The organism is Gordonia sp. PS3, from assembly GCF_041950545.1.
GTDB lineage: Bacteria > Actinomycetota > Actinomycetes > Mycobacteriales > Mycobacteriaceae > Gordonia > Gordonia sihwensis.
On record NZ_CP169524.1, the window covers coordinates 2444463 to 2459917 of the forward strand.

At 69.4% G+C, this 15455-nt stretch carries 8 protein-coding genes and 1 tRNA gene; 3 read left to right on the forward strand and 6 right to left on the reverse strand.

What is annotated here, in order from left to right:
• Window positions 1-125: 125 nt before the first annotated feature.
• Window positions 126-1334 carry an Ig-like domain-containing protein gene (locus tag ACE11G_RS11345; protein ID WP_375002206.1) on the reverse strand — a complete coding sequence of 403 codons (1209 nt, stop codon included), beginning with the start codon at window positions 1332-1334 and terminating at the stop codon, window positions 126-128.
• 171 nt (window positions 1335-1505) lie between these two features.
• Window positions 1506-2801, reverse strand: a complete 1296-nt coding sequence (locus ACE11G_RS11350; protein WP_062367575.1) for an NAD(P)/FAD-dependent oxidoreductase — start codon at window positions 2799-2801, stop codon at window positions 1506-1508.
• A gap of 133 nt (window positions 2802-2934) precedes the next feature.
• Between ACE11G_RS11350 and ACE11G_RS11355 the strand changes: the two genes are divergently transcribed.
• A complete protein-coding gene (locus tag ACE11G_RS11355; RefSeq protein ID WP_006896543.1) occupies window positions 2935-3801 on the forward strand; it encodes a LysR family transcriptional regulator in 867 nt (288 codons plus the stop codon).
• Window positions 3802-3872: 71 nt separating this feature from the next.
• On the opposite strand, the gene ACE11G_RS11360 is transcribed toward ACE11G_RS11355, so the two are convergent.
• Together ACE11G_RS11360 and ACE11G_RS11365 are read right to left on the reverse strand one after the other, a co-directional pair.
• A tRNA-Lys gene (locus tag ACE11G_RS11360) sits at window positions 3873-3945 on the reverse strand.
• A gap of 139 nt (window positions 3946-4084) precedes the next feature.
• Entirely contained in the window at window positions 4085-4306 is a 222-nt protein-coding gene (locus ACE11G_RS11365) for a DUF3618 domain-containing protein (RefSeq protein ID WP_006896542.1), read from the reverse strand.
• Between the two features lie 112 nt (window positions 4307-4418).
• Here ACE11G_RS11365 and bcp point away from each other — a divergent pair, with 112 nt between their 5' ends.
• Window positions 4419-4892 (forward strand): thioredoxin-dependent thiol peroxidase, encoded by a 474-nt coding sequence (gene bcp, locus ACE11G_RS11370; protein WP_045538928.1) that lies wholly within the window; start codon window positions 4419-4421, stop codon window positions 4890-4892.
• Between the two features lie 19 nt (window positions 4893-4911).
• Window positions 4912-5562 (forward strand): TetR family transcriptional regulator, encoded by a 651-nt coding sequence (locus tag ACE11G_RS11375; protein WP_006896540.1) that lies wholly within the window; start codon window positions 4912-4914, stop codon window positions 5560-5562.
• On the opposite strand, the gene ACE11G_RS11380 is transcribed toward ACE11G_RS11375, so the two are convergent.
• Window positions 5559-5960 (reverse strand): holo-ACP synthase, encoded by a 402-nt coding sequence (locus ACE11G_RS11380; RefSeq protein WP_062367943.1) that lies wholly within the window; start codon window positions 5958-5960, stop codon window positions 5559-5561. The genes ACE11G_RS11375 and ACE11G_RS11380 overlap by 4 nt on opposite strands.
• Window positions 5957-15208 carry a fatty acid synthase subunit beta domain-containing protein gene (locus ACE11G_RS11385; protein ID WP_375002210.1) on the reverse strand — a complete coding sequence of 3084 codons (9252 nt, stop codon included), beginning with the start codon at window positions 15206-15208 and terminating at the stop codon, window positions 5957-5959. Before ACE11G_RS11385 ends, ACE11G_RS11380 begins: the two co-directional genes overlap by 4 nt.
• Between the last annotated feature and the right edge of the window lie 247 nt (window positions 15209-15455).

Below are 15455 nucleotides of genomic sequence, written 5' to 3' on the forward strand. Positions count from 1 at the left end.
TAACATCGCTCGATGTCAACGTCGCGTCCGGGGCGGCGCCGACCGCCGCTCCGGCCACCCCGCGCACAACCGTAAACGCCCGGAACCAGGCGGTTCCGGGCGTTTACGGGGACGAGAGATGCAGGTCAGGCGTTGCCCTTAGACCACGTCGACCAGGGGATGTTCCAGTCGCCGAGACCGTCGGTGCCGGGCAGTTCGGGCCCGCTCGTGTTCTTCACCGTCACCGGGTCGCCGCGCAACGTGTTCCGGACCACCCAGAGGGCGTCGTCCGGGCTGAGGTTCAGGCACCCGTGGCTGGTGTTCGTGTTGCCCTGCGCCCACACCGACCACGGAGCCGAGTGCAGGTAGATACCGCTGTACGACATCTGGGTCGCGTAGTCCACGGGGGTGCGGTAGCCGTCGGCGGAGTTCGTCGGGACGCCGTAGGTCGAGGAGTCCATGATGATGTGATCGAGACGGTCACCGATGATGTAGATGCCGTTGTCGGTGGGGGCGCTCTCCTTGCCCATCGAGGTCGGCATGGTCCGGATGACCTTGCCGTCGCGCTTGACGGTGACCATCTTGGTGTTGTCGTCCGCGAACAACTCCATCTGGCGGCCGACCTTGAACGACGACGAGACGTTCTCCTGGCCGAAGAGCCCGTCGCCCAGATCGATTCCGAAGGTGTTGACCTTCACGCTCACCTTGGTGCCCGGCTTCCAGAAGTGCTCGGGACGCCAGCGGACCTCCTGGTCGCTGATCCAGTAGAAGGCGCCCTCCACCTTCGGGGTCGAGGTGATCTTGATGGCGGCCTGGGCCGCCTTGCGGTCCGGGATCGCCTCGTCGAAACGCACACCGATGGTCTGCGCGATACCGACGGTCTCACCGTCGGGCGGGCTGATGTACGCCTGCGTCACGTTGTTCGGAGCGCGGGTGGTGAAGGTGCTCTTGCTGGTCGTGGTGCCGCCGACCCCGATCGCGTCCGCGGTGACCGTGTACGACCTGTCGTATCCGAACGGCTCGGCACTGGTCCACTTGGTGCCGTCCTCGCTCAGCACGCCCTTGATCGGCGTGCCGTCCGACTTCGGGATGTTGACATTGCGGATGGTGCCCTCGGTCGCGGTCACGACGATCGGCGCACCCGGCTGGACGCCCACCTCACCCTTCTGCAGAGGCTTGCCCGACTCGTCGGTGAACGCGAGTGCAGGCTTGATCATGTCCCCGAACTCACCGTTCGCGTGGACCTGACCGTCATAGCTGCTGCAGGACGAGATCAGCGCGATGGCGGCAAGCATGGCAAAAACGGCAGTGACCTTGGCCCCGAACCGACGGCCGCGCATCCGACGAAAACGCATTGTGCTCCCAAGAAGAATTCAGCGGGCTCCGCAGAGACGGAGCCTGTTCCGGCTGCCCATTGTACGAGAGGCGCCAGACCGCCTGCACCTCGGACGCATGTGGAGCGCCACACATCATTCACGCGAACGACCTGCGCACGTTCCCGGCGTCGAGCGGTCGTCCCGGACGGCTCAGGCCGCCGACTCCGCGAGCGGGCGGCGGTCGCCGGTCCCGTCGGGGCCGCCGGCGTCGGCGCCGCGCCCGGCCGAGCGGTCCACCTGCGCGAATCCCGGCCGAGCCGAGCCCGCGAAGGAGCGGAACCAGGACAGCACGGCGCCGACCCTGTTCCGGAATCCCACCAGGTAGAACAGGTGCACCCCGAGCCACGTGAGCCAGCCGAGGAAGCCGGTGAGCTTGATGCCGAACGGCGCGTCGACGACGGCGTTATGGCGGTTGATCACCGCCATGCTGCCCTTGTCGAGGTAACGGAACCGGGTGCCGCGGACCGTGGCACCGCGGATCATGTCGGCGGCGTGACGGCCCTGCTGCATCGCGACCGGACTCTGGCCGGGCAGCCTGTCGAGGCTCGTCATGTCGCCGATCGCGAAGACGTCGGCGCGGCCGCCGACCGTGAGGTCGGGGTTGATGAGCAGTCGTCCGGCGCGGTCGGTCTCGCATCCGGTCGCCTCGGCCACCACCTGCGCGAGTGGCGTGGCCTTCACTCCAGCCGACCACACCACCGTCCGCGCCCGCAGAACCCGCTCGGTTCCGTCGGCGGCCCGGACGGTCACCGCGTCGCCGTCGATATCGGTCACGACGGTCTCGGTCATCACGTCGATTCCCGACTTCTCCAGCGTCTTGCGCGCGAAGTCCGACAACTTGCCCCCGTACACGGGAAGGACGTCGCCCGCCCCCTCCACGAGGTGGACGGTGGCCGGCGCGTCGGTGAAATAGCGCAGGCCCAGCTCTTGAATCTGGCCCGCGATCTCGACACCCGTGGCGCCGGCGCCGACGACGACGAAGGTGTGCGCGGTCTCGTCGGCGAGCGGAGCCTCGAAGCAGTCCAGCAGGTGCGCCCGCAGATCGATCGCGTCGTCGCGCGTCTTGAGCGAGAAGGTGCTCTCAGCCCACTCGTCGTGGCCGAAGTATCCCTGGCTCGCGCCGGCGGCGACGATCAGGAACTCGTAGGCGATCTGCTCGCTGCCGTCGTCGGTGCTGTAGGTGATCACCTTGCGCTCGGCGTCGAGCGCGGTGACGTAGCCTTCCACGACGTCGATCGACTTCTTGTCCGCGAGAACATCGGCGATCGACGGCGCGATCTCCTGCGCCGGGAGGACGCCGGTGGCGACCTGGTACAGCAGCGGCTGGAACAGATGCTCCGGCGTCGCGGAGATCAGCACCGTCTCGACCTTCGACTTCGCCAGCTGCTTGGCTGCCGCCAATCCGCCGAATCCCGAGCCGATGATCACGACCTCGGTGCTGCGCATGTGCCTCATCTCCTGTGCGTTGTCCGCCAATTGCTTTCACTGATCACAGTGCCGGATAGCTACGTTGCCCCTCAACCCGATTGACCACTCGTTTACCGATGACATTTATCTGTTCTACTCATACAGTGAGGGAATGGAGTTCCGGCAGCTCGAGTACCTGACCGCGGTCGCCGACACCGGCGGCTTCTCCAAGGCCGCCGAACGGTGTTTCGTCTCGCAGTCGGCGATCAGTCACCAGATCGCCGCGCTCGAGCGCGAGCTCGGAACCGAGCTCTTCGACCGCTCCACCCGCCGGGTCCGACTGACCGAGGCCGGCGAGACCCTGCTGCCACGCGCGCGGGAACTGCTGGGCTTGCGCGATGCCGCGATCGCCGCCGTGAGCCCACAGCCCAACCGGATCCGGATCGCGGCGAACATGTCGTTCGCCGGTTCGGCGCTGGCGGCCGTGTCGGCGATCCGCGACCGCCATCCGGACGCAGAGATCGACTTCCTCATCAAACCCTTCGCCCAACGGATCGAGGCCGTCGCCGCCGGCGACGCCGACATCGCACTGATCCGCGGCAGCCTCGACCACGAGGGTCTCTACCTCGATCCGCTGTGGATCGAGCAACCCGTCGTCGCATTCAGTCCGCGTCACCGTCTCGCCAAGCTCGGGAGGCCGCCCCGGCCCGAAGAACTCGCCGAGTACCCCCTGCTGCTACCGCCGATCGAGAAGCAGGTTCTCCTGCACCGTCTCGTCGAGCGAGTCTTCGCCAAGGCCGGAGTCGCCGCCCTGCTCGGTCCCGAGATCCGCGACGGACACCCGGTGACCTTCGATCTCATCAACCGGCCGGAGTCGTGGACTCTGCTGTACGAGGATCTCAAACAGCCCGGCATCATCTGCAGGCACAATCCGGCGTTCACGCTGACGGTCTCGGCGGCACTGCGCACCGACGCCGCCCCGAATCCACTGGTCGCCGATCTGCTCACCGAACTCTCGGGAGGGTATCGGCGCGGCTGACCGGGGGAGCAGGCCCTGGGAACGAGAAGAGCCCCCGTCGAACCGATTGGTTCAAACGAGGGCTTCTGCTGTGCGCCATCAGGGACTCGAACCCCGAACCCGCTGATTAAGAGTCAGCTGCTCTGCCAATTGAGCTAATGGCGCTTGGCCTTGCTGCATCGCCGTGGCGGTCTGCGCCGCTGCGGCCTTGCGGAGAAAACATTAACACCATGGTTGCCGAGATTAAAAATCGGCTGGTCAGATGCAGTTTCGCGTCATCTTCCGCGGTTGCAGCACGTGCGGCTCAGCGGAGGATCTTGCGCACCACCACGACCGCGACGAGCGCTCCGACGGCGATGAGTCCATACTTGACCGGCGGACGGCTCACGATGGCGACGGCCTTGGTCTTGGCGTCGTCCGCCAGCCGCTGCGGATTAGCTCGCTCCACGAGCTGGTCGAGCGTGCCGGCGAGTTCCTCGCGGGCCTTCGTGATCTCCTGCTCGATGCGTGCGGTTTCGTCGGCCACTGCGATCCTCCGTGATCTGTTGGGACGTATAGACGGCTGTACGCTGCGCGAGTACACAACGGTTCTGAGCCTACAGAGTCAGACGTCGATTCGAATCCGATAGCCTGGCCGTATGTCTGCCAATGGACGACTTTCGGTCGGAGACAAGGCCCCTGCGTTCACTCTTCCCGACTCGACGGGCAAGCCGGTCTCGCTCTCGGACTACGCCGGCCGCAAGGTGATCGTGTACTTCTACCCGGCCGCGATGACGCCCGGATGCACCAAACAGGCCTGCGACTTCCGCGACAACCTGGCCGAACTGAACGACGAGGGCATCGACGTCATCGGTGTCTCGCCCGACAAGCCGGAGAAGCTGGCCGAGTTCGTCGAGCGGGATCAGCTCACGTTCCCGCTGCTGTCGGACCCGGAGAAGGAGGTCCTCGCCGCGTGGGGCGCCTTCGGTGAGAAGAAGCTGTACGGGAAGATCGTCAACGGCGTCATCCGCTCCACCTTCCTGGTGAACGAGGACGGAACCATCGGTGCCGCGCAGTACAACGTGCGCGCGACCGGCCATGTCGCGAAGCTGCGCCGCGACCTGTCGATCTGATCGACCCCGGCATCACTTCATGTCCGAGCATTCGACGTCCGACATCAGTTCCCCGGAACCGCTCGTCCCCCGCAAGCGGCCCACCCAGGAACGGAGCAGGCGCACCTTCGAGTCGATCCTCACCGCGGCCCGCGAGGTGCTCATCGACGTCGGCTTCGAATCGCTGACATGCGAGCAGATCGCCGCACGCGCCGAACTGCCGATCGGCACCATCTACCAGTATTTCGCGAACAAGTACGTGGTGGTCTGCGAACTGGACCGCAACGATTCGAGCGCGGTGCGCGACGAACTCACCTCGTTCGCCTCGGAGATCCCGTCACTCAAGTGGCCGGAGCTGCTGGAGAAGTTCCTCGACCACCTCGCCGAACTGTGGCGCACCGATCCCTCGCGCCGCGCGGTGTGGCTGGCCGTGCAGTCGACCCCCGCGACGCGCGCGACGGCCTCGATCAACGAAGGGATCCTCGCCGACCAGGTCGCGCGGATCCTGGCGCCGTTGACGCCGGATCAGCGCGACCGTCGGGCGATGATGGCCCAGGTGCTGGTCCACACCGCGTACTCGCTGCTGAGCTTCTCGGTCCAGGACGGTCACGATCATGAGATGACCGTGTACGAACTCAAGCGGATGCTCGGCGGCTATCTCATGCTCGAAGAGGTCTCCGGCCGGAGCTAGCTCTCGCCTCGATCCTCGAGGATCGCCACGGCGGCGGCCATGTCGCCGTCGTGGGTGAGCGATACGTGGATCGACAGTCCCGCGAGTGCCTGGGCGATGTCGCCGTGCAGCCGGATCCGCGGGCGTCCGTGAGCGTCCGACTGCACCTCGACGTCGTTGACCGCGGACTCCGGAAGGAGCGGCGCCAAGCCGAACCGGCTCGACGACCACGCCTTCACGACCGCCTCCCTCGCAGCCCAGCGGGCCGCGAGGTGACGCGCCTCGTCGCCGGTGCGCTCGGCCGCATCACGCCGCTCCCCCACGCTGAAGTGAGCGCCGAACGAGGAGCCCGGAGTGCGGAGTTGCTCGGCGAACTCCGGCACCGACACCATGTCGATGCCGACCCCGACGATGCTCACCGGGCGAGACCGTCCACGGCGTAAGCGCCCTCGTCACCGAGGCGGACCTCCGGATCGAGCAGGAGCCCGGCTTCGGTCTCGTGCTCGTCACCGTCGCCGAGGCGGCGGTCGGCGGGACGCTGGTACATCGCATCGCCGCCGCACATCGCCTGCAGCAGACGCTGACGGCCGTCGCGCAGACGCCGGGCGCTCTGCTCGCGGTACGTCGCCCGCTCGGACTCGTCGAGAGTGGCGACGAACGCCTCCGGATGCACCACCGCGATGAGACCCGAGACGTGACCGAAGCCCAGCGAGGTCAGCAGTCCGGCCTTGAGCGGGAAGCGTCCGCCCATGCGCAGGGTCTCGCGCGGCCACACCAGGTGCGGGTACTCTCGCATCTTCTCGTCGACGCAGTCCAGGCTGCGGTTCGGCGGGATGACGCCGTCGCGGAGCACCTGGCACAGGCCGATCAGCTGGAAGGCGGCCGCACCGCCCTTCGCGTGACCGGTCAGCGACTTCTGCGAGACGACGAACAGCGGCGCGCCGGTGTTGCGGCCGATCGCCTCGGCCAGACGCTCATGGAGTTCGGACTCGTTCGGATCGTTGGCGCGGGTGGAGGTGTCGTGCTTGGACACCACTGCCACGTCGTCCGGGCTCACCCCCAGGGCTGACAGCGCGGACGCCAACGGCGAGGCCTTCTCGCCGCGGGCCGCGCCGAGCGCCCCCAGTCCCGGCGCCGGGATGGAGGTGTGGACGCCGTCGCCGAAGCTCTGAGCCCAGGCCACCACGCCGAGGACCGGCAGTCCCAGCTGAGCTGCCACATCGCCGCGCGCCAGCAGCACCGTGCCGCCGCCGGCCGACTCGACGAAGCCGCCGCGCCTGCGGTCATTGGCTCGGGAGAACCGTCGGTCGTCGATGCCCTTGGCAGTCATCTTGGCCGAGTCGGCGGTCGCCGACATGTCACCGAATCCGACGATGCCCTCGATGCCGAGGTCGTCGAATCCGCCGGCGACCGAGAAGAGTGCCTTCCCGAGGCGGATCTTGTCGACGCCCTCCTCCACCGAGACGGCGGCGGTGGCGCACGCGGCGACCGGGTGGATCATCGCGCCGTAGCTGCCGATGTACGACTGCACGACGTGCGCGGCGACCACGTTGGGCAACGCCTCCTGCAGGATGTCGTTGGCCTTCGACTCCCCGAGCAGGGTGTCGACGTACAGCGACCGCATCGACGTCATGCCGCCCATGCCCGTGCCCTGAGTGTTGGCGACCAGACCCGGGTGCACCCAGCGCATCAGCTCCGACGGCGAGAAGCCGGCGGTGACGAAGGCGTCGACGGTCGCGACCAGGTTCCACAGGGCGACGCGGTCGACCGACTCGGCCATGTCCGGAGAGACGCCCCAGCGGACCGGATCGAAACCGGTCGGGATCTGGCCGCCGACGGTGCGCGACAGGCTCGCACGGCGCGGGACGCGGATCTCGGTGCCCGCCAGGCGGGTGACCGTCCAGTCGCCGGTCTCGGCGTTGGGTGCGATCCGGGTGCGTTCGGGGTCGGCCGAGACGAACTCGCGGGCCGCGGCCTCGTTCGGGACGGTGAAGGTCAGATCCTGGTCGAGGAACACCGACTCCAGCAGCGGCGAGGTGTTGTCGACCATCGCCCCCTCGTCGGCGTAGCGGCGGATGCCGCACCGTTCGACGACGGCGTCGTGATAGCGCTCGGCGATCTCCGACTCGGCGACCGGCTCACCGGACTCGACGTCGTACCAGCCGGCCTTCGGGGTCTCCTCCCACGTCACCAGACCCGTGGTCCACGCCAGTTCGAGGACGCCTGCGGCCGAGAGCTTCTCGTCCACCTCCATCTCGAATCGGGTGCGTGCCGAGCCGTAGGGGCCGACCTCGCCTGCGCCGACGATGACCACCAGATCCTCGGGGCGCGAATCGAGTTCGGGCCACGCGTGCTCGATCGGGACGTCGGCGCGGGCCGGCGCGGGAAGCGCCGCCACCGTGACGCCCGCGGTGCTCGCAGCGCCGTTCTCCGCAGAGCCGTTATCCTCAGGGCCGTCCTCGGTCTGTGCCTCGGCGGCAGCAGCCGCCAGGGCCCGCAGATCGATCTTCTCCGGGTCGAGCCCGGCCGTCAGATCGGCGATCAGCGGCTCGGCGACCGCGCTCTCACGCGCCTGCTCCGAGCACAGTTCGACGAGGGCCGCGGCCATCTCGGGCGTGCTCCAGGTCTTGACGCCCGCGGCTTCGACGGCCTCGACGAGTCCGTCGTTGTGGCCCATCAGTCCGGTGCCGCGCACCCAGCCGATGAGGGCGTGCGCGAGGGTGGTCCGCTTGTTCCAGGACTCCTCGGCGCCCCACCGGGTGACGAGCGCGTCGAGCGCGGCCTTGGCCTCGCCGTAGGCGCCGTCCCCGCCGAACATGCCGCGGTTCGGCGATCCCGGCAGCACCACGTGCAGGCGGGCGTCGATGTCGTGGTCGGCTCCGATGGCCGACAGACCGGCGATCAGCCGTTCCACCGACCACAGCAGCACCTTCATCTCCAGTTCGGCGCGCGAACCGGCGTCGGTGAGATCGCCCGCCACCCGCGGCGCGGCGAACGGGAACAGCAGCGTCGGGCGCATCACCGGCTTGACGACGGCAGTGCTGGCACCGAGGTTCTCGGTCTGTTCGGAGCCGAGCCACTCGATCAGTCCGTCCACATCGCCGTACGACGCGAGGTTGGCCGGCACCACCCACAGCGCGGCGTCGTGCCGTGCGTGGGTGCGGTAGAGCTCCTTGTAGAAGTCCATCCGGTCGCTGTTGAGGCGCGAGGTGGTCGCGACCACCGTCGCGCCGCCGGCGAGCAGCTCGCCGACCACGGCCGCGGCGATCGATCCCTTCGACGCACCGGTGACGACGGCGATGTCGTCGGCGAACCGGCCGGGCTCGGGCAGCTGGGCCGCGTGGGCGATGGCACCGTACACATCGGCGTGCTCGCTGTATCCGAGGGCCAGGGCCTTGCCCTGCCACCAGGTGGCGTGCTCGGCGACCTGGTCGCCCGCACCGGTCATCGCCTCGGCCAGCTCGTGATGACGTCCGTGGACGTCCTCCTCGGAGTCCAGCCACAGGCGGGCGAGATCCTCGCGGGCGGTGGCCCAGCGGTCGTCGAGCAGCACCGCGCGCTCGGCGTCGAACGCCGGGGCGACGGTCCGCTGCCAGTCGGAGCCGAGCTCGCTGCTGACCAGGTCGGCCAGCTCAGCGGTGGGGTCGGTCTCGGCCTGCGAGGCGTCGACCACATCGGTCAGCCCCAGCTGATCGAGGATCGTGTGCGCGGTGCGCGCCAGGACGCCGCTCGGGCCGGTGATCTGCTCGGTGAATTCGCCGAGCGCCGCCGCGTCGACCGTCCCGCCGGAAGCCGAGGCCGCGGCGGGCAGTTCCACGGCGATGCCGCGGGCCTGGCCGACGCTGCGGACCGCGCGGTCGATCAGCGCGTCGAAGTCGGCGGCCGAGCCGACCGCGCCGTCGAGCAGATCGCCCAAGTCGCCGCCCCGGACGCTGACGCCCTCGCGGGAGCCGAGGGCCACGGCCACCAGCGTGTGCCGACCCCAGCCCTCCCCCAGCTGCCAGGCGTTGGTCACGCGATCGGTGATGTACGAGGCGCGCTTGCCGATGGGACCGGCGATCTTGCGGATCTGGTCGCCGACGGCGTCGGTGAGCACGTCGCCGAGCGGCTTGTAACCGCGGGCCAGGGTGCTGACCGTGGACGCGAGCGCCCCCATGTCGGCCTCGGCCGCACCGTCGATGGCTCCGAGTCCGAGCTCGGTGCCGATGTCGAGCAGCAGCTGGTTGCGCCGGGACGACACGCCGTCGCACAGCGATTCGATGGTGTCGGCCGGGCCGATCTGCGCCGGCGTCATCTTGGTCCACAGGGCGATCACCGCGCGCACCGCGTCGGCCGGGCCGAACGCGATGTCGTCCGGTCGGGGCCCGGCGGCAGCCGCCGGAGCCGGAGCGGGAGCCGACGGTGCCGGAGCCGCGGCGGCAGCAGTCTCCGCCGGCGCCTCCTGCACCACGTCGTCCTCGACCGGCTCGGGTGCGGAGTCCTCCGCGCGCAGCACCGCTGCGTCGGACTCGGCGTTGAGCACCTCGGCGGCGGCTGCCGCGTAGTCGGGCAGCTTCAGGGTGTTGCGGGCCAGGCCGGAGAGCGTCGGGGCGTTCTTGACGCCCACTTCGACGAACCGGTCGATGCCCAGGCCGCCGTCGGCAGCCGGTGTGAACAGCAGATCCTGCGTCTCGATCCAGCGGACCGGGCTGGCGAACTGCCAAGCCAACAGCTCGATCAGGATGACGCGCGTCAGCTCGGAGGGCCGTGCGGCCCACGCGTCCCACTCGGCGAGCACCGCGTCGAGCGGATCGGACGGCACCAGTCCGGCGATCTCGGTGACGAACTCGCGGCTCAGGTTGAACAGCCGAGGCACCAGGTTCGGAATGTAGCGGCCGACGAGGATGTCGGGATCGATGTCGGCGGGCAGGAGTTCCTCGAGCTTGCCGCGGAACTCGGGCACACCGGCGCGGAGCACCGTCGAGTGGAACGGCACGTCGATGCCGGGCACCAGGATGAAGGCGCGCTTGCCTCCGAACTCCTCGACGCGGCGGACGATCTCCGCCTCCAGCCGCTCCAGTCCGCGGACGGTACCGGCGATCGCGTACTGCGAACCGAGCAGGTTGAGGTTCACCACCTCGAGGTACTCGTCCACCTCGCGGCCGACGGACGCGACGAACTCCTCAACGTCGGCGTCCTTGAGACCGAACTGGCTGGGCCGGATGGCGGCCATGCGGTAGTCGGAACGGCCCTGCTCGTCGCGCGGAACCAGGTGGTGCATCGCGGAACCGCGCTGGAACACCACCTCGAGCACCGCCTCGAGCGGAAGCACGCCGGCGCAGGCGGCGAGCGCGTTGTACTCGCCCACCGAGTGACCGCAGGTGATGGATCCCTCGACGAAGGCCCCGGCTTCACGGAGCTCGGCGATCTGCGCGACACCGAGCGTCGCCATCGCGACCTGGGTGAACTGCGTCAGGAAGAGCACGCCGTCGGGGTGGTGGTACGTGGTGCCCTTCGCCACCAGAGTGGTCGGGTTGTCGCGCACCACTGCGAGGATCGAGAAGCCGAGCGCCTCGCGGGTGTGCTTGTCCGCGCGGTCCCAGACCTCGCGGGCGGCCGCCGAGCGCGAGCGTGCCTCCAGGCCCATGCCCTTGTGCTGAATGCCCTGGCCCGGGAAGGCGTACACCGTGCGCGGGGCGTCCAGCAGCGCGGTCGCCGCCATCACCAGTTCGCCGTCGACCTTGGCGGTCAGTTCGACGGTCTCCCGACCGGCATCCATGCCGACGCGGTCGATGCGAATGTCGACGGTGTCGCCGAGCCGGACCATGCCGAGGTAGCGGGCGGTCCAGCCGCGGATGGCGCGCGGAGCGGGAACCGGGTTCTCCCGGTCGCCCGCCGCCAGCACCTGCTGGGCCGCGGCCGAGAGCCACATACCGTGGACGATCGGATCGCCCAAGCCGGCCAGCCGGGCCGCCAACGCGTCGGTGTGGATGGGGTTGCGGTCGCCGGAGACCACGGCGAATCCGTTCATGCGGGCCGGTGCGGTCAGCGAGGCCGAGCGGAGGAATTTCCGCGTTCCCGGCTGCTCACCGGCGGCAGCGCCGCCCGCGCGGACCGGGTCGGGCAGCGCGGCCGAACCGATCCGGCCGCGGATGGCGAAGCGCTCACGCAGCACCGCGATCGGAGAGTCGTCGGCGGCGGCGACCTCGACATGCACCTCGACCACTCGGCCGACGCCGGTGTCGGAGACGCCGATGAGGCGGGCGGTCACCGTCAGTTCGGTGTCGACCGCGGGGATCTCACCGGTGAGTTCGACCGCGTGGTCGAGGTGGACCAAGTCCAGCAGACCCTCGACCACGGGATGGCCCGCGTCGGTCCGGGCGGCGCCGATGACGCTGAAGACGCTGGGCCAGCAGGCGACGACGAGGGTGTCGGGCACGGCGAAACCGTTCGGGGCCACCGGCGTGGTCGGGGTCAGCGGGCCGGGCAGGCTCGACGCGGTCGCTCCGCTGTGGTCGGCGACCGAGTCGGCCTTCCAGGCGACCGTCGACGTGACGACGCCGTCGACCGAGTCGAGCAGCGAGCCGCCGGCCGCGACGGTCAGGAGTTCGGTCATCGCGTCCGCCGCGCCGGCCGTGGTGATCCGAGGGCTGCCGCCGTCGGTCGCCCGGAGGTCGCCGGTGAACGGGATGCGCAGAATCGAGCCCGACACCGGGACCACCAGGTCGAGCCGGATCTCGTCGTCGGCCGTCTCGGCATCGGGGACGAAGGCGACCATCGCGCCGCTGGGGTGTTCGGCGTACTCGCCGTCGTAGAGCTTCCAGGCGTCGCGGTCGCCGAGCAGAGCGATCGGGTTGCGGACCTGTCGGCCGGCCCACAGCACGTCCTCCGCTTCGATGAGAACGCTGAGCGGTCCCGACTCCGGGACGATGTCGCGGTGACGGCGGGCCGCGACCACCCGTGCCTGCTCACCGGCGGCCCGCAGGTCGGCGGTGACCTGCGCCTCGAAGCGGTTCAGCAGTTCGCCGACCGGCTCGTCGACGCGGGTGATGCCCGCGACGGCGACGGTGCCCGGGATGATGCAGACCTGGTCGGCCGAGTAGCGGGCGTCGTGCGCCTGCCACAGCGAGTCGCTGCGGTACCAGCGACGGACGTCCTTGTCGATCACCGGAACGAAGTTCACGGGCTTGCCGGGCGTACGGCACAGCTCGAGGAAGAACGCGACGTCGGCCGGGTGGAGGATGTCGGACTCGATGGCCGGGTACAGCTCGGCCAGCTCGGCGATCGCCTCGTGCGGGTTCGGGACATCGCCGGCGAAGGCGGAGACGAACTCACCCGAATCGAGCTCGTTCATGCGCGCCTCGGTGCGCCGCAGCATGTCGGAGAAACGCTGCTCCCAGGTGATGTCGGCCCACTCGAGGGGCGCCTGCGCGCTGCCCACGGCGAGTTCGGCGTAGCGGTCGAGCCACTCGCGGTAGGTCATCGTCGCGACGTCGCCGAAGTACGGCTTCGCGGTCGCGGCGAGGGCCTCGATGATCTCGTCGCGGCGTTCCGCGACGGCGTCGGCGTCGCCGGCCACCTCGTCGAGCAGGCGGCCGGTGCGCGAGGCGGAGTTGTCGATCTCGTGGATGTCGGCGCCCAGCTGGCTGCGGCCCGAGGCCATGCCCGCCTCCGCGTGACCGGCACCGATCCAGGTGTCGCAGCCCTGGGTCTCGACGAGGAGCTGCTTCACCTCGGGTGCGGTGGTGGCCTCGAGGGTCGCCATCGCCGCGGTGCCGACCAGAATGCCGTCGAGCGGCATCGCCGGGTAGCCGTGCGCTGTGGCCCACGCGCCGGTCAGGTACTCGCTGGCACGCTCGGGCGTGCCGATGCCACCGCCGACGCAGAGCACGATGTTGGGACGGTCGCGCAGTTCGGCGTAGGTCGCCAGCAGCAGGTCGTCGAGGTCCTCCCAGGAGTGGTGACCGCCTGCGCGTCCGCCTTCCACCTGGACGATCACCGGGAAGTGCGGCACCTGCAAGGCGATGCGGACCACCTGACGGATCTGGTCGACGGTGCCGGGCTTGAACGCGACGTAGTGCAGGCCGGCCTCGGTGAACTCGTGGACCAGGTCGACGGCCTCATCCAGTTCGGGGATGCCCGCGGTGACGATCACGCCGTCGAAGGGCGCTCCCTTGGCACGTGCCTTCTGGACCAGCTTGTTGCCGCCCAGCTGCAGCTTCCACAGGTACGGATCGAGGAACAACGAGTTGAACTGGACCTGGCGGCCGGGTTCGAGCAATTCCTGCAGACGCGCGAGGTTGCCCTCGAAGATCTCCTCGGTCACCTGACCGCCGCCCGCGAGCTCGGCCCAGTGGCCGGCGTTGGCGGCCGCGGCCACGATGGCGGGGTCGACAGTGGTCGGGGTCATGCCCGCGAGCAGCATCGGCGAGCGGCCGGTGAGACGGGTGAACGCGGTGTCGACCACGGTGCGACCGTCGGGCAGGTTCACCAGGCGCGGCGCGAACACCGACCACGGCCGCGAGACCTCCGGAGCCGAGCCGGGGACGAAGAGGTTGCGCTGACCGCCGCGGGTGGCCGCGGCGATCACGCCGACACCCTGGCCGCGCAGGTTCGGCGCCGACAGCCGCGACGCGAGATCGGCGGGTCCGAAGTCGATCACCCAGCGAGCGCCGGAGTCGACGGTGTCGCCCACCAGCTCCACCCAGTTCACCGGGTCGACGAGCACGGCCGCGGCGTGCCTGCGGACCAGCTCGGTGTCCAGACCGCAACGCTGAGCCCAGTCGACGGCCAGTTCCACCGCCGGTGCGAGATCAGGGTGATGGAAGGGGACGGTGACGTTGAGGTCCTCGATGACCGGCGAGAAGGGCGTGCCGCCGGTGACCTTGCGCTTGCGTTCGTCGGCCTCGGCGGCCGCGCGGAGCTCGGCGAGCGCACTGAACGCCGCGAGATGGCGCGGCGAGCCCGTCAGCACCACGGTGCGCCGGGAGTTCACGATCGCGACGGTCGGCAGTCCCGTGGCGTCGGCGGGCTGTCCCGCGACGTACTCGGCGAGCAGTTCGTCGATCTGCGCGGGGCTCACGCCGGCGACGGAGATCATGGGGGCGGCCTCGTGGGTGCCGAGCAGACCCGTCCGGCGGGACACGACGGTGGCCGCCGCGCCGATCAGCTGAGCGATCGCCAGCAGGTCGGACTCCGCGACTGCCGGCAGCTGGCCGTCGGCGGCCACGGCCTCGGTGGCGAGGATCCCCTGCGAGTGGCCGATGACGGCGCTCGGCGGAAGAACCGTGGTGTCCAGCCCCTGCTTGCCGAGGTTCGACACGGCCGCGAGCTGGGTGAGCAGGATCCCGGGCAGCGAGACGAGCGCGTCGGCCAGTTCGGTCTCACTGGGAACCGGCAGTTCCTCGTCGTGCGCGCGGATCCAGGTGAGGGGCTCGAAGCGGTCGGCGCCGGCGGCGGCGAGCTCGTCGGCGACCGGCTCGAGGACCTCGCGCGCGTCGTCGGCGATTCCGGCGATCGTCTCGCCGAGATCGGCGTCGTTCACCAGTTCGGTGAGCGTCGGCAGCCACGCGCCGCCCTGTCCTCCGAAGCAGATCGCATAGCTCTCGCCTGCGGCGAGACGGTCGAGCAGACTTCCGGAATCGATTCTGTCGGTGTGCTGGCCGGTGCGGTGCTGGTCGAGGGTCACAAGCTCTCCTGTCGATGCGTCACGTCGGACATGGCCCGTCGCTGGAACGTGGCCAATCGTCGCACAGAAACATGAGGCATCCCTCATGTTTGTTGGCGACCGACAGGTATACCCGCTGGTAGACCGGCGGGTAACCGCCTCGGCCAGCGTCGAAGGAATTTTCGTGACCGTTATCACATTCGGGTCCGGGCTCCGCGTGTCATCCCGATGATCGACTCATTCTTCGCGCAGGTCACTCATCGCTGTA

Excerpts from the sequence above, each read along its gene's own strand:
- ACE11G_RS11345 (WP_375002206.1), bottom strand. The coding sequence starts at position 1,334 with ATGCGTTTTCGTCGGATGCGCGGCCGTCGGTTCGGGGCCAAGGTCACT.
- ACE11G_RS11350 (WP_062367575.1), bottom strand. The coding sequence starts at position 2,801 with ATGCGCAGCACCGAGGTCGTGATCATCGGCTCGGGATTCGGCGGATTG.
- ACE11G_RS11355 (WP_006896543.1), top strand. The coding sequence starts at position 2,935 with ATGGAGTTCCGGCAGCTCGAGTACCTGACCGCGGTCGCCGACACCGGC.
- bcp (WP_045538928.1), top strand. The coding sequence starts at position 4,419 with ATGTCTGCCAATGGACGACTTTCGGTCGGAGACAAGGCCCCTGCGTTC.
- ACE11G_RS11375 (WP_006896540.1), top strand. The coding sequence starts at position 4,912 with ATGTCCGAGCATTCGACGTCCGACATCAGTTCCCCGGAACCGCTCGTC.